The organism is Streptomyces sp. NPDC088116 (genome assembly GCF_044741745.1).
GTDB lineage: Bacteria > Actinomycetota > Actinomycetes > Streptomycetales > Streptomycetaceae > Streptomyces.
The window spans coordinates 320,684-343,841 of record NZ_JBIUTF010000008.1 but is presented as its reverse complement, the minus strand read 5'-3'; the positions used below and the strand labels follow the sequence as shown (position 1 = coordinate 343,841).

The window sequence follows — 23,158 nt, the reverse complement described above, 5'->3', positions numbered from 1 at the left end:
CGCCCTGTATGTCCGTGTGAGCCGTCGGCGGCATCGTAACCGCCCTGGCCGGACCGGGGGCCGGGGCGGGTTGGGGCTTCACCCCATGAGGTCCGCCTCGACGGTGACCGAGAACGAGAACCGGTCGCCCCGGTAGTGGATCCGGGCGACATCCACGACCCGGCCGTCCTTGTCGTACGTCACCCCCGTGTAGTGCAGGATCGGGCTGAGCAGCGGCACCCGCAGCAGCTCGGCCGTGGCCGGATCCGCGAGCCGCGCCTCGACCGTGTCCGTGATCCGGCTGATCCGTACCCCCACCACGTCGCGCAATACCTTGGTCATCGGCCAGCGCTCCAGATCGGCGACGTCGAGACGGGCCGCCACCTCCGGGTGTACCGCGTTCTCGGCCCAGTTGACCGGCTCCCCGCTCGCGGCGTCGCGGCGCAGCCGCCGGTAGGCGACCACCGAATCGACGTCCGGGAAATAATCCGAGAGCTCACCGGGCACCGGCGTCGGACCATGGCCCAGAACCGTGGTCGGTTCGCCCGACTGCTGGGCCACGATCGCGTCGATGGACCCGAGCAGCCGGCGCGGGGCGCCGCGCCGCGCGCCCGGTTCGATGAAGGTGCCGCGCCGCCGGTGCCGGCTGATCAGGCCCTCCGTCTCCAGCTCCTTGAGTGCCTGACGCATCGTCAGCACACTGACGCCGTAGTGCGCGGCGAGCTGCTCCTCGGTGGGCAGCCGCAGCGGATCGTGCGGGCGGCGGCCCAGTATCGAGGCGCGCAGCGACTGGGAGACCTGGTACCAGAGCGGCAGCTTGCGGTTCAGGTCCAGCGAGTCGGGGGCGAAGGCGGTCACGGTGTCTCCGATGGCTCCGTAAGGTCTGTCGGTTCGGTCGGTTCTGTCGGGTGTCCGGTGCCGGCGTTCTGGTGCCCGCCGGCTCCGGATCAGGGTCCGCTCGTTCCGGATCAGGGCCTGAAGTGGCGCTCCAGTCCCTGCCATACGGTGTCGTACCCGCGCTGGAGATGCCCGGCCCCCGCCGCCTGCGCGGTCGTGGTCACCGGCCAGCGGGTCTCGAACATGAAGGCCAGCCCGTCGTCGATCTTCTGCGGCTTCAGTTCGGCGGCGCTCGCCCGGTCGAAGGTCTCCCGGTCCGGGCCGTGCGCCGACATCATGTTGTGCAGTGAGCCGCCGCCGGGGACGAAGCCCTCCGCCTTCGCGTCATACGCGCCCTCGATCAGGCCCATGTACTCGCTCATCACATTGCGGTGGAAGTACGGCGGACGGAAGGTGTCCTCGCCGACCAGCCAGCGCGGTGCGAAGACGACGAAGTCGACACCGGCCAGGCCCGGGGTGTCGGACGGCGAGGTCAGTACGGTGAAGATCGACGGGTCCGGGTGGTCGTAGCTGATGGACCCGATGACATTGAAGCGGCGCAGATCGTACACGTACGGCACATGGTTGCCGTGCCAGGCGACGACATCGAGCGGGGAGTGGTCGTAGGTGGCGGCCCAGAGATTTCCGCAGAACTTGTTGACCACCTGGGTCGGCCGCTCGATGTCCTCGTACGCGGCGACGGGCGAGAGGAAGTCCCGCGCGTTGGCGAGGCCGTTGGCGCCGATCGGGCCGAGGTCGGGGAGCACGAAGGGCCGGCCGTAGTTCTCGCAGACATAGCCGCGCGCTGTGCCGTCCAGCAGCTCCACGCGGAAGCGCAGGCCGCGCGGGATCAGCGCCACCTGGCCGGGACGGGCGGCGAGCAGGCCCAGCTCGGTACGGATCAGCAGGCCGCCCCGCTCGGGGACGATCAGCAGCTCCCCGTCGGCGTCGCTGAACACCCGGTCGGTCATGGGGGCGTTGGCGTAGTAGAGGTGGACCGCCATGCCCACGCGCCGCGTCGCGTCGCCGTTGCCGCCCAGCGTCCAGAGACCCGTCAGGAAGTCGGTGCCGGGGGCGGGGTCCGGCAGGGGATTCCAGCGCAGCCGATTGGGGTCGGGGACGGTCTCGGTGAACGGGGCGCCCCGCACCGAGCCGTTGTCGACACGGACGAAGGGCGGATGCGCGGCCGACGGGCGGATGCGGTACAGCCAGGACCGGCGGTTGTGGGCGCGGGGCTCGGTGAACGCGCTGCCGCTCAGCTGCTCCGCGTAGAGCCCGAGCGGCGCGCGCTGCGGTGCGTTGCGGCCCTGGGGCAGCGCGCCCGGGACGGCCTGCGAACTGTGTTCGTTGCCGAAGCCGGGGGAGTGGTCCAGATCCCCGGCCGTCTTCCGCGCCTGCTCGATGCCGCTCATCATCCGCGTCCGCTCCTCGGTGAAGGAAACCTGGAATCCTATGGAGCACCGTAGGATTGTCGGCACAGCGCGTCAACGGCGCCGCGCGGCATCATGGAGTCCGTGTCCCACGACCGTACGAACGCGACACCGCAGGCCGGTGCCGGTGGCGGTGATGGCAGTGGCCGCGGAGGTGGCAGAAGCGCCGGCGGTCTCCGGCGGGCGCCGGTGCAGCGGCGCAGTACGGAGCGGCTCGCCCGGATTCTCGACGCCTGCGCCGAACTCCTCGACGAGAGCGGCTACGAGGCGCTGTCCACCCGTGCCGTCGCCGTCCGCGCGGGGGTGCCCATCGGCTCCGTCTACCGCTTCTTCGGCAACAAGCGCGCCATGGCCGACGCCCTCGCCCGGCGCAATCTGGACAGGTACGCCGCGCGCGTCACGGAGCGGTTCGCCGCCCACGCAGCCTCCGACTGGCGGGGTGCGCTCGATGTCGTGCTGGACGAGTACCTGGCGATGAAACGCGGTGTGCCCGGCTTCGCCCTGGTCGACTTCGGTGCCCAACTCCCGCTGGGCACGCGCGTTCCGGCGTCCGGCCGGTCCCCGGCCGACCCGGCGGCCGACCCCAACCAGTGGGTCGCCGACCGCCTCACCGCTCTCCTCTCCGGCCACCTCGGCCTTGCCCCGAGCGCGGCGCTGCGCCGTACGGTCCTGGTCGCCGTCGAGGCCACCGACGCGCTGCTCCAACTCGCCTTCCGTACCGACGCGTCCGGTGACCCCGGGATCGTCTCCGAGACCCGGGAACTGCTCCGCGCCTACCTGGCCAGGACGCTCGACTGAGCCCTCTCCGGCCAGTTGTGCGCTCCCCCTTCCGCTGGCCGTACCGGTCGGTATGCTCGGCAGTGCTCGCGCGCCACCGCTGCCGCCGCCCCGGAGGACCCCCATGCTTCCCGAGAACACCGTCCTTCCCGAGAGCACCGTCGGGGGTGCGCACCGAGCCCGTACCGCCCTCCGCATTTGCCCACTCTGCGAAGCCACCTGCGGACTGACGCTCACCATCGAGGGGCGCACCGTCACCGGCGCCCGGGGCGACCGCGAAGACGTCTTCAGCAAGGGCTTCATCTGCCCCAAGGGCGCGTCCTTCGGAGAGCTGGACGCCGACCCCGACCGGCTGCGCGCCCCACTCGTCCGACGCGGCGGCCGGGACGGAGAGCTGGCGGAGGCGAGCTGGCAGGAGGCCTTCGACTTGATCGCCGTCCGGCTCCGGCCGCTGATCGAGGAGCACGGGGCGCAGTCCGTCGGTGTCGTCCTCGGCAATCCCAATGTCCACACCATGGCGGGGGCGCTCTACCCGACGGCCCTGCTGGGCGCGCTCGGCACCCGTAACCTCTTCACGGCCAGCACGCTCGACCAGATGCCCAAGCATGTCTCCAGCGGGCTGCTCTTCGGCGACCCGTTCGCCATTCCCGTACCGGACCTGGACCGTACGGACCATCTGCTGCTCCTGGGCGCCAACCCGCTGGAATCCAACGGCAGTCTGTGCACCGCCCCCGACTTCCCCGGCAAGCTCAGGGCGCTGCGCAAACGCGGCGGCACGCTCACCGTCGTGGACCCGCGCCGTACCCGCACCGCGAGGCTCGCCGACCGGCACGTCGCCATCCGGCCCGGTACCGACGCCCTGCTGCTCGCCGCCCTCGCACAGGTCCTCTGCGAAGAGAAGCTCACCGACCTCGGACGGCTCGCGGACCATGTCGAGGGAATGTCCGAAGTCCACGACGCGATACGGGACTTCACCCCCGAGGCGGTCGCGCCTGCCTGCGACATGAGCGCCGGGGAGATCCGTGCCATCGCCCGTGAACTCGCCGCCGCGCCGACCGCCGCCGTCTACGGGCGGATCGGCAGCTGCACCGTCGAGTTCGGCACGCTCGCCAGCTGGCTGGTCGACGTACTGAACATTCTCACCGGCAATCTCGACCGGCCCGGCGGCGCGCTCTTCCCGCTCTCCGCGACCGACCGGGCGCCCCGGACTCCCGCTCCGGGCAAGGGTTTCGCCCTCGGCCGCTGGACGAGCAGGGTGAGCGGACACCCCGAGGCGAAGGGGGAACTGCCCCTCTCCGCGCTGGCCGAGGAGATCGAGACACCGGGGGACGGACGGATCCGCGCGGTGATCGCCCTCGCGGCCAATCCCGTACTGTCGGCACCCGACGGCGACCGCATCGACCGGGCCCTTGCCGGGGTCGACTTCATGGTCAGCGTCGATCCGTATCTCAACGAGACCTCCCGCCACGCGGATGTCGTGCTGCCTCCGCCGCCACCCGCGCAGAGCGCGCACTTCGACTTCGCCTTCAACGGCTTCGCCGTGCGCAACCAGGTCCGCTACACCCCGGCCGCCGTTCCGCTGGAGGACGGCGGGCTCGACGAGGGCGAGATCCTGGCCCGGCTCATTCTCGCCGTGAGCGGGATGCACGGAGCGGCCCCTTCGGCCGTGGACGAGATGGTGATCGACCGTACGCTCGGCAAGGCCGTCGCCGACCCGGACTCACCGGTCCACGGCCGTGACCCGAAAGAGCTGTCGGCGCTGCTCACCGGCCGTACGGGCCCCGAGCGGCGGCTCGATCTGATGCTCCGCCTCGGCCCGTACGGCGACGGCTTCGGCGCGGAGGAGCCCTCCGGCGCGACCGGTACGTCCGGCACCGCCGACGCGGAGGGCCTGTGCCTCGACCGGCTGCTGGAGCGTCCGCACGGCATCGACCTCGGCCCGCTGCGCCCCCGCGTCCCGGCGCTCCTCAGGACCCGCAGCGGACGGATCGAGCTGCTGCCCGCGCCGATCGCCGCCGATCTGCCCCGGCTGCGCCGTGCCCTGGCCGCGCGGCCCGCCTCGCTCGTGCTGGTCGGCCGCCGTCATCTGCGGTCCAACAACAGCTGGCTGCACAACATCCCGGCGCTGAGCGGCGGCTCCAACCGCTGCACCCTCCAGATCCACCCGGACGACGCGGCCCGGTTCGGTCTCGCGGAGGGCCGTCCGGTCCGTATCAGCGCGGACGGAGGCTCGCTGGAGGCGCCGGTGGAGATCACCGACGCCGTCCGGACCGGTGTGGTGAGCCTGCCGCACGGCTGGGGCCACAACCGCCCCGGCACCCGGACATCGGTGGCGAGCGCCCGGCCCGGGGTCAATGTCAACCAGCTGCTCGACGGCTCACGGCTCGATCCGCTCTCCGGCACCGCCGTGCTCAACGGCTTCCCGGTCGAGCTGTCCCCCACGGACCGATAGGCGGCCACGGCCGAATCAGTACCCCCGCTGCCTCACCATTTCGATCTCTGCCCCGCTACCCCCGGCATGACCTGGGCTTTTGCTCGTATTGCTCACACGTCAACATCTTGTTAACGGCTGGAAACCAGCCCTAACGTCATCCGCACCGCCGCCCCCGGCGGAGTTCAACGGTGAACGTGAGGGGCCTCCCAACATGCTGACTATCCTCGGCTTCGGCATGATCGCCACCTTCTTGGTGCTGATCATGATGAAGAAGATGTCGCCGATCGCGGCGCTGGTGCTGATTCCGGCACTCTTCTGCGTAATCGTCGGGCAGGGCGGCCAGCTCGGTGATTACGTCCTCAAGGGCGTCGGCGATCTCGCGCCCACCGCGGCGATGCTGATGTTCGCCATCGTCTATTTCGGCGTGATGATCGACGTCGGACTCTTCGATCCGATCGTCCGGGGCATCCTGCGCTTCTGCAAGGCCGACCCGATGCGGATCGTCGTCGGTACGGCCGTGCTCGCGGCGATCGTCTCGCTCGACGGTGACGGCTCCACCACCTTCATGATCACCGTCTCCGCGATGTACCCGCTCTACAAGCGGCTCGGGATGAGCCGGATCGTGATGACCGGTGTCGCCGCCACGGCGAACGGCGTGATGAACACCCTGCCCTGGGGCGGCCCGACGGCCCGCGCCGCCACCGCGCTCAAGGTCGACGCCGGTGATGTCTTCGTCCCGATGATCCCGGCGCTCGCCGTCGGACTGGTCGCCGTGCTCTTCCTCGCCTACGTGCTGGGCATCCGGGAGCGCAAGCGCCTGGGCATGCTGACCCTCGACGAGGCGCTGGAGACCGGCACCGAGACCGCGGGGGGCTCCGGAACCACGTCCGGGAGCAAGCTCGAAAAGCTGCTGGTGAAGACCGGAGCCGGCTCGTCCACGACGACCGGGAGCGGCACGGGCGCCGGTACGGGCAGTGGCACCGCGACCGGCGGTGCGGGCGATTCCGGTACGGCGTCCGCCGGGAACACCGACAAGTCCGACGGTGCCGATGAATCCGACGAGTCCGACGACGACGGCTTCCAGGGCCTCGACCCCAACCGCGCCACCCTGCGCCCCCGTCTCTACTGGTTCAACGCCGGGCTGACCGTCGCGCTGCTCACGTCGATGATCCTGGAGCTGCTGCCGATCCCGGTCCTGTTCCTCCTCGGCGCGGCCCTCGCCCTCACCGTCAACTACCCGAACATGGCCGAGCAGAAGGCCCGGATCGCGGCCCACGCCGACAACGTCCTCAACGTCTCCGGGATGGTCTTCGCCGCCGCCGTCTTCACCGGTGTCCTCACCGGTACGGGTATGGTCAAGCACATGGCCGACTGGCTCGTCGGCGCCGTTCCCGAGGGAATGGGCCCGCACATGGCGATCGTCACCGGTGTGCTGAGCCTGCCGCTCACGTACTTCATGTCCAACGACGGCTTCTACTTCGGAGTCCTGCCCGTGCTCGCAGAGGCCGGCGCCGCCCACGGCGTCTCCCCGCTTGAGATCGCCCGCGCCTCCCTCGTCGGCCAGCCGCTCCACATGTCGAGCCCGCTCGTCCCCGCCGTCTACGTCCTGGTCGGCATGGCCAAGGTCGAGTTCGGCGACCACACCAAGTTCACCGTCAAGTGGGCCGCGCTCACCTCGCTGGTGGTGCTCGGCGCCGGAATACTCTTCGGCATCATCTGATGGTCCAGGCATCCCGCCCGGAACGGGTGCCCGGTGGGAGAGGCTGGCTCCTCCGCCTCGTCATCGCCTTCGCCTTCGCGCAGGGCGCGGTGTCGATGGCTCGGCCGGCGGTCTCCTACCGGGCACTTTCCGTGGGCGCGGACGAGCGCGCCATCGGTGTGATCACCGCGGTGTACGCGCTGCTGCCACTCTTCGCCGCCGTACCCCTGGGCCGCAGGACGGACCAGGGGCGGTGTGCCCCGCTGCTGGTCGTCGGCGTCTTCCTGATATCCGGCGGCTGCGCCCTCAGCGGCCTGTCCGGCTCACTCACCACCCTGGCCGCCTGGAGCGGAGTGATGGGCCTCGGCCATCTCTGCTTCGTCATCGGCGCCCAGTCGATCGTCGCCCGCCGCAGCGCCCCGGCCGAACAGGACCGTAACTTCGGCCACTTCACCATCGGAGCCTCTCTCGGCCAGCTCGCCGGACCGATGGCGGCCGGGCTGTTCGTCTCCGGACAGGGCGAGCAGATGGCCCGTACGAGCGCCCTCGCCCTGCTGGCCGCCGCCGCTGCCGCCGCGGTCTCCTTCACCTCGCTCTGGCGGATCGAGGCCCGTACGGCGCGCCCAACGGTGGCCGAACGGCCGGCCAAGGTCCCCGTCCTGGGCATCCTGCGCACCAAGGGGGTGGCCGCGGGCATCTTCATCAGCCTGGCCGTGCTCTCCGCGACCGACATCCTCACCGCCTATCTGCCGGTCATCGGTGAGCAGCGCGGGATCGCGCCGGCCACCATCGGCCTGCTGCTGAGCCTGCGCGCGGCGGCCACCATCGCCTGCCGGCTGGTGATGACGCCGATGATCCGGCTGATCGGCCGTACGGTCCTGCTCGTCGTCACCTGTCTGGTCGGCGGGCTGCTGTGCGCGGGCATCGCGCTGCCCGTACCGGTGTGGGCGCTGGCCCTGATGCTGGCCGTGCTCGGTTTCTGTCTGGGGGTCGGCCAGCCGCTGTCGATGACGACGGTCGTACGGGCCGCTCCCGACGGGGCACGCTCCACGGCGCTGGCGCTCCGGCTCACCGGCAACCGCCTCGGACAGGTCGCGGCCCCGGCATCGGCCGGTCTGGTCGCGGGGATCGCCGGGACGGCCGCGCCGTTCGTGATGCTCGGGGTGCTTTTGCTGGTGGCGGGTGGACTGGGGCTGCGCAGGCCGGGCGGCGACGGCGCCGGGGAGGAGTCCACAGAACTCCCGGAGCGTACGGGGTCCATGGAACCCACGGAGTCCACGGAACATACGGAGACCACGGGATCCACGGAGACCACGGGATCCATGGAGTCCTTGGAACCGGCCGTCGTCGATCCTCAGGTCGTCGAACCTCAAGCCGACTCGCACGGATCTCCCGGTTCTCTGGCGCCGAAAAACTATCATCGCTAGTTTGGGGCGCACGAAGAGATGCGACAGCCCTGGGAGGAATGGCGATGAAGGCATACGACGGGATGTACATCGGGGGAACGTGGCGGCCCGCAGCGGGCACGGACACGATCTCCGTGGTGAACCCGGCGGACGAACAGATCATCGCCACCGTCCCGGCCGGTACGGCGGAGGATGTCGACGCCGCCGTACGCGCGGCGAGGGCGGCCCTTCCGGACTGGGCCGCCACCCCGCCCGCCGGGCGCGCCGCGTACATCACCGCGCTGCGCGACCTGCTGGTGGCCCGTAAGGACGAGATCGCCGAGACCGTCACCGCCGAACTGGGTGCGCCCCTCGCCCTGGCCCAGCGGGTACATGCCGGCGCCCCGGCCAGGGTCGCCGGTTCGTACGCCGAACTGGCGCTCACCTACCCCTTCGAGGAGAAGGTCGGCAACTCCACCGTGCTGATGGAGCCGGTGGGGGTCGTCGGCGCGATCACCCCGTGGAACTACCCGCTGCACCAGATCGTGGCGAAGGTCGCCCCCGCGCTCGCTGCGGGGTGCACCATCGTCGTCAAGCCCGCCGAGGACACCCCGCTGACCGCACGCCTCTTCGCCGAGCTGGTGCATGAATCAGGCCTGCCCGCAGGCGTCTTCAACCTGGTCACCGGCCTCGGCCCGGTCGCCGGCCAGGCTCTCGCCGAGCACGAGGACGTCGACCTCGTCTCCTTCACCGGCTCCACGGCGGTCGGCAAGCGGATCGGTGCCACCGCCGGAGCGGCGATCAAACGGGTCGCCCTGGAACTGGGCGGCAAGTCCGCCAATGTCATTCTGCCGAGCGCCGATCTCGCCAAGGCGGTCAAGGCCGGCGTCGCCAACGTCATGTCCAACTCGGGCCAGACATGCAGCGCGTGGACCAGGATGCTGATCCACACCGATCAGTACGACGAGGCTGTCGAGCTGGCGAAGGCCGCGGTCGCGGCCTACACCGCGGGCGACCCGCACGACCCCGCGAACCGCCTCGGCCCGCTCGTCAGCGAGAAGCAGCGGACGCGGGTGCTCGGCTATCTGGAGAAGGGCATCGCGGACGGCGCCCGGGTCGTCGCGGGCGGCACCGAGGCCCCGCACCCCGCCGGCTATTACGTCGCGCCGACCGTCTTCGCCGATGTCACCCCCGATATGACCATCGCCCAGGAGGAGATCTTCGGCCCGGTCGTCTCCCTCCTGCGGTACGAGGACGAGGAGGACGCCCTTCGTATCGCCAACGGCACGGTCTACGGCCTCGCGGGGGCGGTCTGGGCCGGGGACGAGAGCGAGGCCGTGGCCTTCGCCCGCCGGATGGACACCGGGCAGGTCGACATCAACGGCGGCCGGTTCAATGTGCTCGCGCCCTTCGGCGGCCACAAGGAGTCGGGCGTCGGGCGCGAACTGGGCGCACACGGGCTCACCGAGTACCTCCAGACCAAGTCCCTCCAGCTCTGAGCCGCTCGGGCCCCGAACAAGAGAAGAAGGAGAGAGGAAACCCGTGGTCCGCGCAGCCATTCTGTCCGCCGTCGGAGCGCCGCTGGAGATCGCCGGGATCGACCTTCCCGAGCCCGGTCCCGGCCAGGTGCGGGTCCGTATCGCCGCCGCCGGTGTCTGCCATTCCGATCTGTCCCTGTCCAACGGCACGGTGCGGGTACCGGTCCCCGCCGTCCTCGGCCACGAGGGCGCCGGTACGGTCGTCTCCGTCGGCGAGGGCGTCACCCAGGTGGCACCCGGCGACGGTGTCGTCCTCAACTGGGCGCCGTCCTGCGGCACATGCCACCCCTGCGCCATCGGTGAGGTCTGGCTCTGCGACCGTGCGCTCGTGGGCGTGGCCGGCATCCACGCCGTCCGTAGCGCCGACGGCACGGAACTCCATCCGGGCCTGAACGTCGGCGCGTTCGCCGAGGAGACCGTCGTCGCCGCCAACTGCGTCCTGCCGCTGCCCGGCGGAATCCCGCTCACCGACGCCGCGCTGCTCGGCTGCGCGGTCCTCACCGGATACGGCGCCGTCCACCACTGCGCGCGCGTCCGCGAGGGGGAGTCCGTGGTGGTCTTCGGAGTCGGCGGGGTAGGCCTCGCCGTCCTCCAGTCCGCCAGGATCGCCGGCGCCCCGACGATCATCGCCGTGGATGTCTCCCCGGAGAAGGAGGCACTGGCGCGCGCGGCCGGGGCCACCGACTACGTCGTCGCCTCCGACACCACAGCCAAGGAGATCCGCAAGCTCACCGGCGGCCGGGGCGCCGATGTGGCCGTCGAGTGTGTCGGCCGCGCCGCGACCATCCGTACCGCCTGGGACTCCACCCGGCGCGGCGGCCGTACGACGGTCGTCGGCATCGGCGGCAAGGACCAGCAGGTCGGCTTCAACGCGATGGAACTGTTTCACTGGGGCCGTACGCTCTCCGGCTGCGTCTACGGCAACAGCGACCCGGCGAAGGACCTGCCGGTGCTCGCGGAACACATCCGGGCCGGACGCTTCGATCTGGGAGCACTGGTCACCGAACGGATCGGCCTCGACGGCATCCCCGCCGCGTTCGAGAACATGCTGGCGGGACGGGGTGGCCGCGCGCTGGTCGTCTTCTAGGTCCTGTCCGGTCGGTCCTGTCCGGTCGGTCTTGTCGGATCAGCACGGGGCGTCCGGGGGGGGGGGCGTCCAGGGCGGTGGATCGCAAGGCGCCGGGGCGCCCGCAGAGTGGTTTCCCGTGGGCGTTTCGGCGACGCGGCGAGGTGCCGTGCCGGGCGTTCAGGGCCCGGCGAAGACCGACCCGACAGGACCTGGCCTGTGGTCAAAGTGCCGGCCGGAGTCCGCCCGTTGCCAATGCTCACGGGGTCCGTTCGCCGAGCAGTTGAGTGTCGGCGCGATCGGCGGCGATGCGCTGCGCGGTGCGGGCGAAGGAGATGATCTCGGGCCGTGAGGTCTGCGGGAGCCAGCCGAGGGCCAGCGTCGTCGTGGGCAGATCCGGTACGGGGACGGCGATCACCTCCCGGGTCAGGCGGTCGGCGGTGCCCGAGCCTGCGACGGTGATGAGCCGACCGAGTGCGACCCGGTCGAGGATCTCGTCCAGGCCCATCGGCGGGCACTGCTCCTGATAGACGGACTGCCGTCGGAGTTCGGTGGTGGTCACTGCCGCACGGCGCGCGAGATGGTGGTCGCGTGGCAGGAGGACGACGGGGTGTTCCTCCGCGACCTCGATGGTCCGCAGGCCGGTGAGGCCGTCGCCGTCCGTGCACAGCAGGGCGACATCGGCCGTGCCGTCGCGCAGGGCGCCCGCCTGGTCATGGGTGAAGACGAGTTCGGGTTCGGCGCCGTCGTGGTACCGCAGGATCCGCGCGAGCAGACCGGAGCCGGTGCCGGGGCGGACCGCGAGGGCGAGCCGGGAGGGGGAGACCGCCCGCCGGGTGCGATGCACGGCGGCGTCCAGAGCCAGGAGCAGACGGCGGCATTCGTCCAGGAAGACAAGGCCCGCGGCGGTGAGTTCCACGCGGCGGCTGGTGCGCTCCAGGAGCCGCACTTCCATGCGGCGCTCCAGCCGGGACACGGCCCGGGACAGCGGCGGCTGAGCGATGCCCAACCGCTCCGCCGCCCGGCTGAAGTGCAGTTCCTCAGCCACGGTGACGAAGTAGACGAGTTCCCGGGTCTCCAGTCGATCCATACCGCCAGGGTATCGCCGCGTACGGAAACGATCATGGCTCCCCGGGCGGTGCCCTGGTCTGCTGGAGGCAGCGGCTGCCGTGGGGTTCGTTGCCCCGCGGGAGGGCGCTACGCCGGGACCCCGCCGCGGGTCCCGGATGCGACGAGGAGAGGAATCCGCTCTGATGAGCGACGAGCGCAAGATCTCGGAAGTGCTGGCCCGTTACGTCCGTGCGACGGACCGGCGCGACGGCAGGGCGCAGGGTGGCCTGTTCACCGACGAGGCGGTGGTGCAGATCCACACCAAGACCGGCCCCGACAGCTACGAGCCGTTCGGTGAGCCCCTGGTCGGCGGGGCGGGCGTGGAATACGGGGTCACGAACCTCATGGCCGCACACCCGGAGGGCGGTTCCAGTCACCACATCACCTCCGACCACCTCATCGACGTCGATGGCGACCACGCCCACCTGAACGCCCAGTTCGTCGTATTCGAGACGCGGGCCTTCGCCCGCCCGGCCGACGGCTGGCCGGCCGGGGCCTCCGGCCTCCAGGGCACCGTCCGGCCGATCGAGTCCGGGTACTACGACACGGATCTGCGCCGGGTGGACGGCGAGTGGAAGATCGTCAGGCACAGCGTGCTGCTGGACATGCCGTACGCGGTTGCGGGGGCATGATGAAAGCCATGGTCTATCGCCGCTACGGCGGTCCGGAGGTCCTGGAGCCGGCCGAGCTGCCCGAGCCCAAGACCCATTTCGACTCGGTCCTGGTACGGGTGCGGGCCGCGGCGCTGAACCCTGCCGACCTCTCCCTGCAAGCCGGGGCGCGCGACAGCGCCGTCGACACGTACTTCCCGGTCGTCCCCGGCTGGGACATCGCGGGCGTGGTGGAGCGTCCCGGTCCCGCGGCCCCGGAGTTCGCCCCGGGAGACGAGGTCATCGGGTACGTGCGCGGCGACGTCCAGCGTGCCCACGGGGGCTTGGCCGAACTGGTCTCCGCCGATGTACGCACTCTCGTCCACAAGCCCCGTGCCATGGGCTTCACCGAGGCGGCAGGCCTCCCGATGGCGGGACTGACCGCCTACCAGGCCGTCGTCCACGTTCTGGACGTTCGGCCCGGCGAGATCCTGCTCGTGCGCGGAGCGGCCGGCGGGGTGGGCTCCCTCGCCGTCCAGATCGCACGATCCCGCGGAGCCCGCGTCATCGGCACCGCCTCCGCGCGCGATCACGGTTACCTGCGCTCGCTCGGCGCCGAACCGGTCACCTATGGCGAGGGGGCCGCCGACCGCGTACGGGAACTCGCCCCGGACGGTGCGGACGTGGTCCTCGACACCGTCGGCGGTGTACTCGCCGCGACGGCGGGTGCCGTCCGCCCCGGCGCACGCGTGGCGTCCATCGTCGAGGTCGGTGCACCCGGCGTCACGTCGGTCTTCTGCCGCATGAGCCACACCGATCTCACCACGCTGACGGAACTCGCCGGGACCGGGAAGCTCACCGTGCGGGTCGGGGCCGTCTACCCCCTGGAACGCGCGGCCGACGCCCAGCGCGCACTGGCCGCCGGTGGGAGCCCCGGCAAGGTTGTCGTCGAGATCACCTGACGCGACATCCCATGGTCCCCGGCCGGAACGGGGGCCTTGGATCGAAAGTGCTGGTCAAAGCGGCTCATCGATGACCGCGACGGTGGCCTCGTGGCGACAGCGGGTTTGTCGTACCTCGTGGCCACCGTCCGGTGGCGCTTGAGGCGGTCGATCCCGCACCCGACCGCGTGGCGCTCCCGGTGGTCAGCCTTGTCGGAAGCCGGTCTTGTCGAACCGTCGGCGACGGACCTGTGGCCGGGGGCTCCGGGGTCATCCGTCCGTATCCGGGGCAATCCGCTCGTACTGGAGCGAGAGCCCGTCGAGCAGTGCCCGCAGGCCGGTCTCGAAGGAGCCCTCGTCCACCTGCTGTCGTCGTTCGGCCAGCAGATGTGCCTGGCCGAGGTGCGGGTAGTCGGCCGGGTCGTACGCCGTCGCGTCGTCGACGAAGCCCCGGGCGAACGAGCCGAGCGCCGAGCCGGTGATGAAGTACCGCATCAGCGCGCCGATATGGGTGGCCTGCGCGGGCGGCCAGCCGGCCCGGACCATCGCGCCGAAGACGGCGTCGGCCACCCGCAGACCCGCCGGGCGGCGGCCGGGGCCGCGGGCCAGGACCGGGACGACGTGCGGATGGTCGGTGAGCGCGGCGCGGTAGGAGACGGCCCAGTCGTGCAGCGCGGTGCGCCAGTCGCGGTCGTCGCTCTCCTCGAACATCGACAAGTCGACCTGGGCGCTGACCGCGTCGGCGACGGCTTCGAGGATCTCGTCCTTGGTGCGGAAGTGGTTGTAGAGGGAGGGCCCGCTCACCCCCAGCTCGGCGGCGAGCCGCCGGGTGGAGACCGCTTCGAGCCCCTCGGCGTCCACGAGCGCGCTCGCCGCCACGACGATGCGCTCTCGGCTGAGGAGGGGCTTGCGCGGTCTGGCCATGGCGCTCATAGTAGGGCCTGCCGATCAGAAACTAGCAGTGCTAATTAATCGTGCTCGCACGTGCTGGTGACCGTGCCTGCTCGCCGACCCTGGGGGTGCCCGCCGTGAATCTGGAGCTGAGCGAGGAGCAGGAAGCCGTACGCAAGGTCGCCCGGGACTTCGTCGACCGTGAGGTCACGCCGTACGTCGTGGACTGGGACCGCGGCGAGAGCGTCGACCGGGGCATCGTGGCGAAGCTGGGCGCGCTCGGCTTCCTGGGGCTCACCGTGCCCGAGGAGTACGGCGGCTGCGGCGGCGACCACTTCACGTACTGCCTGGTCACGGAGGAACTGGGGCGCGGCGACTCCTCCGTGCGGGGCATCGTCTCCGTATCGCTCGGGCTGGTCGCCAAGACCCTCGCGGCCTGGGGCGACGAGGAGCAGAAGCGCGCGTGGCTGCCGGGGCTCACCTCCGGCGAGGCCATCGGCTGCTTCGGGCTCACCGAACCCGGCACGGGCTCGGACGCGGGCAGTCTCACGACCAGGGCCGTCCGGGACGGGGGTGACTGGGTCGTCAACGGCTCCAAGATGTTCATCACCAACGGGACCTGGGCCGATGTCGTCCTGCTCTTCGCGCGGACCAACGACGCTCCGGGCCACCGGGGCGTCTCCGCCTTCCTCGTACCGGCCGACAGTCCGGGGCTGACGCGCCGCACTCTGCACGGCAAGCTCGGACTGCGCGGCCAGGCCACCGCGGAGCTGGTCCTCGAAGACGTACGGGTCCCGGCCACCGCCCTGCTGGGCCCCGAGGGCAAGGGCTTCTCGATCGCCATGTCCGCGCTCGCCAAGGGGCGGATGTCGGTCGCCGCCGGCTGTGTCGGGATCGCGCGGGCGGCGCTCGAAGCGGCCGTGGGGTATGCGGGGGAGCGAGAGCAGTTCGGCAGGTCCATCGCCCACTACCAGCTGGTCCAGGAGCTGATCAGCGACATCGCCGTGGATGTGGACGCGGCCCGGATGCTCACCTGGCGGGTCGCCGATCTCATCGACCGCGGCGAGGAGTTCGCCACCGCCGCCTCCCAGGCCAAGCTCTTTGCCTCCGAGGCCGCCGTACGCTCCGCCAACAACGCGCTCCAGGTCTTCGGCGGTTATGGCTACATCGACGAGTACCCGGTCGGCAAACTGCTGCGCGACGCCCGGGTGATGACGCTGTACGAGGGCACGAGCCAGATCCAGAAACTGATCATCGGGCGTGCGCTGACCGGGGTTTCGGCCTTCTGAAGGCCGCTCCGAGGTCCCTCCCGGCTGAGTACCGCTCTGAGTACGGATGCGGATGAGATCCGCCGGGCGGCCCCGGATGCTGTCCCCCATGACCGAGACCTCCGTCAAACAGCAGAACACAGCGGCTTTCTACGGACAGGCCGTCGCCTCCTTCGCCCTCGCGCTCACGGCCGTGACCGTCGGCATCCTCAAGCTCGAAGCCAGCGCCTGGGTGCGCGGCTTCCTCGGTATCGCCGTCCTCTACCTCACGACCTCGGCGTTCACGCTGGCCAAGGTGGTCAGGGACCGGCAGGAGGCGGGGCAGATCGTCAGCCGGGTCGACCAGGCCAGGCTGGAGAAGATCCTCGCCGAGCACGACCCTTTCCAGAAGCTCTAAGCGCTTGCTCAGCCTCGGGGTATGGTGTTCGTCCTGCTGGGTGAGCCCAGTGAGCCGAGTGCCCGCAGTGGCTTGAGCGAGTGGGTTGGGGTGAGCGATGCGTACGGCGATTCAGACGGCGGACGGCGAGAACGAGCCGTGGGGTGAGGTCGCCCCGGAAGCGGCCCGGAGGCTGCTGGTCGCCGCCGTCGAGGCGTTCGCCGAGCGCGGGTACCACGCCACCACCACGCGCGATATCGCCGGACGCGCGGGGATGAGCCCGGCGGCGCTCTACATCCACTACAAGACCAAGGAAGAACTGCTCCACCGGATCAGCCGGATCGGCCACGACAAGGCCCTGGAGATCCTGACGGCGGCCGCGGGCGGCGAGGGTACGGCGGCGGACCGGCTGGCCGAAGCCGTACGGCTCTTCGTCCGCTGGCACGCGGAACGGCACACGACCGCGCGGGTCGTCCAGTACGAGCTGGACGCGCTGGGCGCGGAACACCGCGCGGAGATCGTGGAGCTGCGGCGGCGCAGCAACGCGGCGGTACGGCGGATCCTCGTCGAGGGCGTGCGGGACGGGGAGTTCGACGTCCCCGATGTGCCGGGGACCACGCTCGCGGTGCTGTCGCTCTGTATCGATGTGGCGCGCTGGTTCAACACGGCGGGGGCCCGGACGCCCGACGAGGTCGGCGCGCTGTACGCCGACCTCGTTCTGCGGATGGTCGCGGTCCGGGAGTAGCCCGGAAGGGGTCAGAAGTGGTAGCGGGAGACGGACTCCGCCACACAGGCCGGCTTGCCGCCGCCCTCTCGTTCGACCGTGACGAGCATGGTGATCTGCACCCCGTCGGTGACGTCGGTGACCTCCTTCAGGACGGCCGAGGCGCGCAGCCGGGAGCCGACGGGCACGGGGGAGGGGAAACGGACCTTGTTGGTCCCGTAGTTGATGCCCATCCTCACGTTCTCGACCCGCAGGATCTGCGGCACGAGCACCGGCAGCAGTGACAGCGTCAGATAGCCGTGCGCGATCGTCGTGCCGAACGGCCCGGCCGCGGCCCGTTCCGGGTCCACATGGATCCACTGATGATCACCGGTGGCATCGGCGAAGAGGTCGATCCGTTTCTGGTCGATCTCCAGCCAGCCGCTGTGACCCAACTGCTCGCCGACTCCGGCGCGCAGCTCATCGGCGGAGGTGAAGACTCTCGGCTCGGCCATGTCTCTGTTTCCCTGCCTCTCGGACCCGTCGAACGCGCACAGCGCGTGGCGCCTGTCTAAGCGCTTGCTCAGCATGGGCGGCGGGTGTGCTCCTGTCAACGAGGACACCGGCGCCGGTGGACGCCCGGCCCGGCCAGTAATCTTCGGGGGGTGCCACAGATTCCGGAGAAGATCCATGAGCTCAGCGTCGGCCAGCTGTCGGCGCGCAGCGGCGCCGCCGTGTCGGCCCTGCACTTCTACGAGACCAAAGGGCTGATCAGCAGCCGCAGGACGAGCGGCAACCAGCGCCGTTACGGTCGTGACGCGCTGCGCCGCGTGGCGTTCGTCCGGGCCGCCCAGCGGGTGGGTATCCCGCTCGCGACGATCAGGGACGCGCTGGCCGAACTCCCCGAGGAGCGCACCCCGAACCGCGAGGACTGGGCCCGGCTCTCCCGGGCCTGGCGCTCGGAGCTGGACGAACGCATCAGCCGGCTGGGCAGGCTGAGGGACCACCTCACCGACTGCATCGCCTGCGGCTGCCTCTCCATGGAGACCTGCGTCCTGTCCAACCCGGACGATGTCGTCGGTGACCGCATCACGGGCTCGCGCCTGCTTCCGGAACACCGGGTCCCGCAGCGCCCGAAGGCCCCCGGGGGCGCGGGGGCCGCTGAGGTTCCGCAGGCCCCTGAGGGCTCGAAGGACCCGGGAGCCCGATGACACCGCGGGGGCGCGCCCAAGAGCTGCCCGAGGCAGGCCCCCGCAGGCCTCATGCCACCGACGCCAGCTCCTCCAGCCGTATCAACTTCGCCCGGCGCAGCGCCTCGGACGTGAGGACGGGCGCCGGCACGACGATGCCGCAGCCCGTGCAGACCGGTCCCGACCACGGCTCGTTGGTCAGATCGGGCCGCCAGATGATTCCGTGCTCCGCGCACACCGGGCAGGTCACTCCGGGGCCCGTCTCCAGGCCGGAGATCAGTCGCCGCAGCACCTCGGCGAGCGACTCCGACGGATGGACCGCGGGGTTGTCGCACCGGGCGACACCGTTCCCGCCCCAGGTGCGGCGGTGCCAGTCGTCGAAACTCCCGGGTCGTCGTAGCCCGTCGTGCTTCTCGCGCTTGCGCCGCTCCGCGAACTTCACCTCGTACGCGAGCCATACGGCCCGCGCCTCTTCCAGTTCGTCCAGCGCGGCCATCAGCCGCGCCGGTTCGGGTGCCCTGTCCTCGGGTTCGATGCTGTGCCTCGCACACAGATGATCCCAGGTCGCCCGATGCCCATAAGGGGCGAATCGTTCCAGGCACTTGCGCAGTGAATACCGTCGCAAGGCCAGATCGCACCGCGGGTCGCGCACCTGTCTCGCAAGACTCCGGAATCCGGCCATCGCATGCCACCTCCGTCGCTTCTTCGGCGTTGAGGAATGGACGTACGTCTGCCCCATTCGGCTCCATCAAAAAGTAGATGGCGACCAGGAGTCGGGCATTCAGGTGGATATCGACCGTGATTCGAAGGTGATTCTCAGAAAGTGCGCGATGTCGATTCGGAAAAGGTGACTGATGTTCACCTTACTGATGAGTCATACCATCGGTAACCTCCGGCGCACCGCCCTCCCTGAGGAGCATCCATGCGACGACGCACCGGAAGACCCGACCGCTTCGCCCCCACCGCCGTCACCGTCACCGCCGCCGCGGTGTTCGCACTGGGCGCGGCTCTGCTGACCCCGCTGCCGCAAGCCGCCGCCGACCCCGCACGCGCACCCGCCGCTGCCCCCGTCTCCGCCGATGTCACCGATCACTGCCAGAGCCAGTGCGCCGACATCCTGCCGCCCGGCGAGAACGGCAACGCCACCCTCGCCGACATCCTCGGCAACCGCCTGTTCGGGACGTTCCCCGCCCACGCCTCCGATCAACTCGGGCGGTACGACTCCCTGGTGGCGGGATACGGCGGGCTCACCAACGCGAAGCTCACCGACTTCTTCAACGACTCCTCCTTCGGCGTCGCCGCGGACCAGGTCGAGTCCGTCACCTCCCCACGCGACGACGTCACGATCACCCGGGACAAGAAGACCGGCGTCCCGCACATCAAGGGCACCACCCGTTACGGCACCGAGTTCGGCGCCGGCTACGCCGCGGGCCAGGACCGGCTCTGGATGATGGACCTCTTCCGGCACATCGGCCGTGGCGAACTGACCTCCTTCGCGGGCGGCGCGCTCGCCAACCAGGGCCTGGAGCAGCAGTTCTGGCCCTCGGCCCCGTACACCGAAGCCGAGTACGAGGCCCAGATCGAACGGATCAGGACCACCCAGGGAGAGCGCGGCGAACTGGCCATGGCCGACGCCCAGGCGTACATCGACGGCATCAACGCCTACCGCCAGAAGTCCAAGGACGGACGCTACTTCCCCGGCGAGTACGTCCTCACCGGCAAGATCGACTCGATCACCAACGTCGGTGAGATCCAGCCCTTCAAGCTCACCGACCTGATATCCATCGCCTCCGTCGTCGGCGGACAGTTCGGCGGCGGAGGCGGCGGCGAGGTGCAGGCCGCCCTCTCGCTCCTGGCCGCACAGCAGAAGTACGGCGTCGTCAAGGGCACCGAGGTCTGGGAGTCCTTCCGCCAGCGCGACGACGCGGAGGCCGTGCTCACCATCCATGACGGCACCAGCTTCCCGTACGCGCAGAAGCCCGCGAACCCGCGCGGTACGGCCCTGCCGGACGCGGGCTCGGTCGCGGCCGAGCCGCTCGTGTACGACAGGACCGGCTCGGCGGGCACCAACACCAAGGCCCGGATCACCGTCCCGGCCAAGCTCAAGCCCGCCCAGGGGATCTTCGACAACGGTGTGATCCCGGCGGGGTCGCTCTCCGCCAAGCGCGGCATGTCGAACGCCCTGCTGGTCTCGGGCCGGCACACCGCGAGCGGAAACCCCGTCGCCGTCTTCGGACCCCAAACCGGCTACTTCGCGCCACAACTGATGATGCTTCAGGAACTCCAGGGCCCCGGCATCAGCGCGCGCGGCGTCGCGTTCGCCGGAGTCGGGATGTACGTCCAGATGGGCCGGGGCCAGGACTACGCCTGGAGCGCCACATCCTCGCAACAGGACATCACCGACACCTACGCCGTCGACCTGTGCGAGCCCGACGGCTCCACCCCGACCAAGGCGTCCACGCACTACCTCTACCGCTCCGTCTGCACGCCGATGGAGAAGCTGGAACGCAGCAACTCCTGGAAGCCCACCACCGCGGACTCCACCGCCGTGGGCTCCTACCGGCTCCAGGTCTGGCGTACCGCGTACGGCATGGTCACCCACCGCGCGGCCATCGGCGGCAAGCCCGTCGCGTACACCTCGCTGCGCAGCACCTACGGTCACGAAGCCGATTCGATCATCGGCTTCCAGATGCTCAACGACCCGGCGTACGTGACGGACGCCGCGTCCTTCCAGCGGGCCGCGTCCAACATCGGCTACGCCTTCAACTGGTTCTACGCGGACTCCCGCACCGCCGCCTACTACAACAGCGGCCTGAACCCGGTGCGGGCGGCGAGCGTCGACCCGGCGCTGCCCGTCAAGGCCGAACGGGCCTACGAATGGCAGGGCTTCGACCCGGCGGCCAACACCGCCTCGTACACGCCCTTCGCCCAGCACCCGCAGTCCGTCGGGCAGGACTACTACATCTCCTGGAACAACCGGCAGGCCAAGGACTACGACGCGGCCGGTTTCGGCTTCGGCGCGGTGCACCGCGGCGACCTGCTGGACGACCGGGTCCAGAAACTGGTCGCGGCCGGAGGAGTCACCCGCGCCACCCTCGCCAAGGCGATGGCCGACGCGGCCCTGACCGACCTGCGCGGTGAACAAGTGCTGCCGGAACTCCTGAAGGTGGTGCGCTCGGCGGCGGTCACCGACCCGCAACTGAACACTGCCGTACAGCAGTTGGAAACCTGGCGTGCGGCCGGCGCGCAGCGCAAGGAGACCGCGCAGGGCTCGCACACGTACGGCAACGCCACCGCCGTACGGATCATGGACGCCTGGTGGTCGAGGCTGGTCGAAGCGGAATTCAAGCCGGGCCTGGGCGACGCTCTCTACACGGCCCTCACCGCCTCGCTCCAGATCGACGAGTCCCCGGCGTCGAGCCATGGCCCGACGGGTGCGCACAGCGGTTCCGCGTTCCAGTACGGCTGGTGGGGATATGTCGACAAGGACCTCAGGCAGGTGCTCGGCGAGCCGGTGAAGGACCCGACGGCCACCACGTACTGCGGCGGCGGCGTACTGAGCGCCTGCCGGGACACGCTCCTCACCACACTCAAGGCGGCGGTGGCGGTGCCCGCGAGCGAGGTGTACCCGGCCGACGACACCTGCGCGGCGGGGGACCAGTGGTGCACGGACTCGATCATCCAGCGGGCGCTGGGCGGTATCAACCACCCCAAGATCAGCTGGCAGAACAGGCCGACCTACCAGCAGGTGGTGGAATTCCCGAGCCACCGGTGACGCGTTGAGGCATCGATCGGGGGCGGGGCCGCGAGGGACGCGGTCCGGCCCCCTGGTCGAGACCGCCGTGCAGTCCCTGGGTCAACAGTCCCTGGGTCATCAACACGCTCAGGCGGAAACCCCTGTTCAGTCGATGATCGCGGTGGCTTCGACCTCGACCAGGATGTCGGGCCCGGCCAGCGCGGCGACGCCCACCCCGGTGAGCGGCGGGGCCGGGGTGACGCCCAGCTTCGCGGAGGCCCGAGCCACCCCCTCCATGAACAGGGGCATCTTGTCGGGGGTCCAGTCGACGAGGTAGACGGTCAGTTTCGCCACGTCGTCGAAGGAAGCACCGGCCTCGGCCAGGGCCGTGCCGACGTTGAGGTAGCACTGCTCGACCTGGGCGGCGAGGTCACCCTCGCCGACCGTGACCCCATCGGCGTCCCAGGCGACCTGCCCGGCGATGAAGACCAGCTTCGATCCGGTGGCGACCGACACCTGCCGGTAGAGGCCGACCTCCGCCAGTCCTTCGGGATTTGCCAGGGTGATGGCCATGCCGACTCCTCGTTCCGAGAGCCCGATGGGCTCGCTTCCCACCGAACCACGACGTTCGTGGTCTCTTGTGGTTACTGGGAAACCGTAGGAGAGTCTCCCCTGACATGGAAGAACGCACTTTTCGGTGACTGGGGAACCTTATGGTGACCAAGCAGATCAAAGACTCACCCGACGACGCGGACCTGACACGCTCGGACTCTCTGGCGCGGGAGATCTTCTCGGAGATCGCCAACAAGTGGGCGTTCCTGATCATCGAATCCCTGGGTGAGCGCACCCTGCGCTTCAGTGAACTGCGGAACAAGGTCGAGGGCATCAGCCACAAGATGCTCACGCAGAACCTGCGCATGCTGGAGCGCAACGGCCTGGTCGAGCGGAAAGTGCACCCCACTGTGCCGCCACGCGTCGAATACACCCTCACCGAGGCGGGCCGAGCCCTGCGGGCGACCGTCGACGGAATGTGCGCCTGGACCCAGCGCTACTTCGGCCACATCGAGGCCTCGCGCCACCGCTTCGACGCCTGACGACTGAAGCACTCGCACGCGCAGCCGACAGGGTCCACGGTCCTTCGGCGGCGTCCCGGTGCGTCTGCTCCTCGC

General features: G+C 70.4%; 21 protein-coding genes. 14 read left to right on the top strand and 7 right to left on the bottom strand.

Features of this window, described 5'->3' with window-relative positions; genetic code table 11:
- Positions 1 to 78: 78 nt before the first annotated feature.
- Both ACIOJD_RS30450 and hmgA read right to left on the bottom strand, forming a co-directional pair.
- Positions 79 to 837 carry a GntR family transcriptional regulator gene (locus ACIOJD_RS30450; RefSeq protein ID WP_401919286.1) on the bottom strand — a complete coding sequence of 253 codons (759 nt, stop codon included), beginning with the start codon at positions 835 to 837 and terminating at the stop codon, positions 79 to 81.
- Positions 838 to 947: 110 nt separating this feature from the next.
- The gene (gene hmgA / locus ACIOJD_RS30445) at positions 948 to 2,267 is read right to left on the bottom strand and encodes a homogentisate 1,2-dioxygenase (protein WP_401919284.1); all 1,320 of its coding nucleotides are present in this window, start codon (positions 2,265 to 2,267) and stop codon (positions 948 to 950) included.
- 207 nt (positions 2,268 to 2,474) lie between these two features.
- Between hmgA and ACIOJD_RS30440 the strand changes: the two genes are divergently transcribed.
- The 6 genes from ACIOJD_RS30440 (at position 2,475) to ACIOJD_RS30415 (ending at position 11,205) form a co-directional block, all read left to right on the top strand.
- The gene (locus ACIOJD_RS30440; protein WP_401919405.1) at positions 2,475 to 3,083 is read left to right on the top strand and encodes a TetR family transcriptional regulator; all 609 of its coding nucleotides are present in this window, start codon (positions 2,475 to 2,477) and stop codon (positions 3,081 to 3,083) included.
- A gap of 103 nt (positions 3,084 to 3,186) precedes the next feature.
- The gene (locus tag ACIOJD_RS30435; RefSeq protein WP_401919283.1) at positions 3,187 to 5,514 is read left to right on the top strand and encodes a molybdopterin oxidoreductase family protein; all 2,328 of its coding nucleotides are present in this window, start codon (positions 3,187 to 3,189) and stop codon (positions 5,512 to 5,514) included.
- A gap of 193 nt (positions 5,515 to 5,707) precedes the next feature.
- On the top strand, positions 5,708 to 7,216 hold the full coding sequence (locus ACIOJD_RS30430) for a CitMHS family transporter (RefSeq protein ID WP_401919282.1): 1,509 nt from the start codon (positions 5,708 to 5,710) through the stop codon (positions 7,214 to 7,216).
- A complete protein-coding gene (locus tag ACIOJD_RS30425) occupies positions 7,216 to 8,622 on the top strand; it encodes an MFS transporter (protein WP_401919281.1) in 1,407 nt (468 codons plus the stop codon). The genes ACIOJD_RS30430 and ACIOJD_RS30425 overlap by 1 nt, the downstream gene beginning before the upstream one ends.
- Positions 8,623 to 8,666: 44 nt before the next feature.
- Positions 8,667 to 10,079, top strand: a complete 1,413-nt coding sequence (locus tag ACIOJD_RS30420; protein ID WP_401919280.1) for an aldehyde dehydrogenase family protein — start codon at positions 8,667 to 8,669, stop codon at positions 10,077 to 10,079.
- Positions 10,080 to 10,122: 43 nt separating this feature from the next.
- Positions 10,123 to 11,205 (top strand): zinc-binding dehydrogenase, encoded by a 1,083-nt coding sequence (locus ACIOJD_RS30415; protein ID WP_401919278.1) that lies wholly within the window; start codon positions 10,123 to 10,125, stop codon positions 11,203 to 11,205.
- A 238-nt stretch (positions 11,206 to 11,443) separates the two neighbouring features.
- On the opposite strand, the gene ACIOJD_RS30410 is transcribed toward ACIOJD_RS30415, so the two are convergent.
- Positions 11,444 to 12,274, bottom strand: a complete 831-nt coding sequence (locus ACIOJD_RS30410; protein WP_401919277.1) for a LysR family transcriptional regulator — start codon at positions 12,272 to 12,274, stop codon at positions 11,444 to 11,446.
- A 163-nt stretch (positions 12,275 to 12,437) separates the two neighbouring features.
- Here ACIOJD_RS30410 and ACIOJD_RS30405 point away from each other — a divergent pair, with 163 nt between their 5' ends.
- Both ACIOJD_RS30405 and ACIOJD_RS30400 read left to right on the top strand, forming a co-directional pair.
- The gene (locus ACIOJD_RS30405) at positions 12,438 to 12,926 is read left to right on the top strand and encodes a nuclear transport factor 2 family protein (RefSeq protein ID WP_401919275.1); all 489 of its coding nucleotides are present in this window, start codon (positions 12,438 to 12,440) and stop codon (positions 12,924 to 12,926) included.
- 8 nt (positions 12,927 to 12,934) lie between these two features.
- Positions 12,935 to 13,846: an NADP-dependent oxidoreductase gene (locus tag ACIOJD_RS30400; protein WP_401919274.1), complete on the top strand. Its 912-nt coding sequence runs from the start codon at positions 12,935 to 12,937 to the stop codon at positions 13,844 to 13,846.
- 249 nt (positions 13,847 to 14,095) lie between these two features.
- Here ACIOJD_RS30400 and ACIOJD_RS30395 read toward each other — a convergent pair whose 3' ends face one another.
- Positions 14,096 to 14,749, bottom strand: a complete 654-nt coding sequence (locus ACIOJD_RS30395; RefSeq protein ID WP_401919272.1) for a TetR/AcrR family transcriptional regulator — start codon at positions 14,747 to 14,749, stop codon at positions 14,096 to 14,098.
- A 104-nt stretch (positions 14,750 to 14,853) separates the two neighbouring features.
- On the opposite strand from ACIOJD_RS30395, the gene ACIOJD_RS30390 reads away from it, so the two are divergent.
- The 3 genes from ACIOJD_RS30390 (at position 14,854) to ACIOJD_RS30380 (ending at position 17,105) form a co-directional block, all read left to right on the top strand.
- Positions 14,854 to 16,005, top strand: a complete 1,152-nt coding sequence (locus ACIOJD_RS30390; RefSeq protein WP_401919404.1) for an acyl-CoA dehydrogenase family protein — start codon at positions 14,854 to 14,856, stop codon at positions 16,003 to 16,005.
- A gap of 88 nt (positions 16,006 to 16,093) precedes the next feature.
- Entirely contained in the window at positions 16,094 to 16,381 is a 288-nt protein-coding gene (locus tag ACIOJD_RS30385; protein WP_401919271.1) for a YiaA/YiaB family inner membrane protein, read from the top strand.
- Between the two features lie 97 nt (positions 16,382 to 16,478).
- The gene (locus ACIOJD_RS30380) at positions 16,479 to 17,105 is read left to right on the top strand and encodes a TetR/AcrR family transcriptional regulator (protein ID WP_401919270.1); all 627 of its coding nucleotides are present in this window, start codon (positions 16,479 to 16,481) and stop codon (positions 17,103 to 17,105) included.
- Between the two features lie 11 nt (positions 17,106 to 17,116).
- Here the strand turns inward: ACIOJD_RS30380 and ACIOJD_RS30375 are convergent, their stop codons facing one another.
- Positions 17,117 to 17,578, bottom strand: coding sequence for a MaoC family dehydratase (locus ACIOJD_RS30375; RefSeq protein WP_401919269.1), 462 nt, complete (start codon positions 17,576 to 17,578; stop codon positions 17,117 to 17,119).
- 150 nt (positions 17,579 to 17,728) lie between these two features.
- Here ACIOJD_RS30375 and soxR point away from each other — a divergent pair, with 150 nt between their 5' ends.
- Positions 17,729 to 18,274, top strand: a complete 546-nt coding sequence (gene soxR / locus ACIOJD_RS30370) for a redox-sensitive transcriptional activator SoxR (protein ID WP_401919268.1) — start codon at positions 17,729 to 17,731, stop codon at positions 18,272 to 18,274.
- A 49-nt stretch (positions 18,275 to 18,323) separates the two neighbouring features.
- Here the strand turns inward: soxR and ACIOJD_RS30365 are convergent, their stop codons facing one another.
- On the bottom strand, positions 18,324 to 18,935 hold the full coding sequence (locus ACIOJD_RS30365) for a hypothetical protein (RefSeq protein WP_401919267.1): 612 nt from the start codon (positions 18,933 to 18,935) through the stop codon (positions 18,324 to 18,326).
- 240 nt (positions 18,936 to 19,175) lie between these two features.
- On the opposite strand from ACIOJD_RS30365, the gene ACIOJD_RS30360 reads away from it, so the two are divergent.
- Positions 19,176 to 22,028: a penicillin acylase family protein gene (locus ACIOJD_RS30360; RefSeq protein WP_401919265.1), complete on the top strand. Its 2,853-nt coding sequence runs from the start codon at positions 19,176 to 19,178 to the stop codon at positions 22,026 to 22,028.
- A 126-nt stretch (positions 22,029 to 22,154) separates the two neighbouring features.
- Here the strand turns inward: ACIOJD_RS30360 and ACIOJD_RS30355 are convergent, their stop codons facing one another.
- The gene (locus tag ACIOJD_RS30355) at positions 22,155 to 22,562 is read right to left on the bottom strand and encodes a RidA family protein (RefSeq protein WP_401919264.1); all 408 of its coding nucleotides are present in this window, start codon (positions 22,560 to 22,562) and stop codon (positions 22,155 to 22,157) included.
- A 140-nt stretch (positions 22,563 to 22,702) separates the two neighbouring features.
- Here ACIOJD_RS30355 and ACIOJD_RS30350 point away from each other — a divergent pair, with 140 nt between their 5' ends.
- Positions 22,703 to 23,083, top strand: a complete 381-nt coding sequence (locus ACIOJD_RS30350; protein WP_401919263.1) for a winged helix-turn-helix transcriptional regulator — start codon at positions 22,703 to 22,705, stop codon at positions 23,081 to 23,083.
- Positions 23,084 to 23,158: the final 75 nt, after the last annotated feature.